Below are 362 nucleotides of genomic sequence, written 5' to 3'. Positions count from 1 at the left end.
CTTGTGCTCAAGCTTGATGAAGTCGAGCTACTATCTGATAACGAGCCACTTGTGCTTAAGCTTGCAGAAGTTGAACCACTATTTGATAACGAACCACTCGTGCTCAAGCTTCCAGAGATTGAACTACTATCTGATAACGAACCACTCGTACTCAAACTCAAACTTTCTGAGGTTGACGCACTGTTCGATAACGAACCACTCGTACTCAAGCTTCCTGAGGTTGAGACACTATTTGATAATGAACCACTCGTACTTAAGCTTGCGGATGTTGACGCACTGTTCGACAATGATCCGCTTGTACTCAAACTTGTAGAGGTTGAACCACTATCTGATAATGAACCACTTGTGCTCAAACTTGATGA

General features: G+C 43.1%; 1 protein-coding gene. It reads left to right on the top strand.

The window, feature by feature from the left end; genetic code table 11:
* A partial coding sequence (locus FC19_RS11590) for a hypothetical protein (RefSeq protein ID WP_268872820.1) occupies positions 1–362 on the top strand: 362 nt, incomplete at both ends.

The organism is Liquorilactobacillus aquaticus DSM 21051, assembly GCF_001436755.1.
Taxonomy (GTDB): Bacteria; Bacillota; Bacilli; order Lactobacillales; family Lactobacillaceae; genus Liquorilactobacillus; species Liquorilactobacillus aquaticus.
This window is presented reverse-complemented; position numbering and strand designations above follow the sequence as displayed.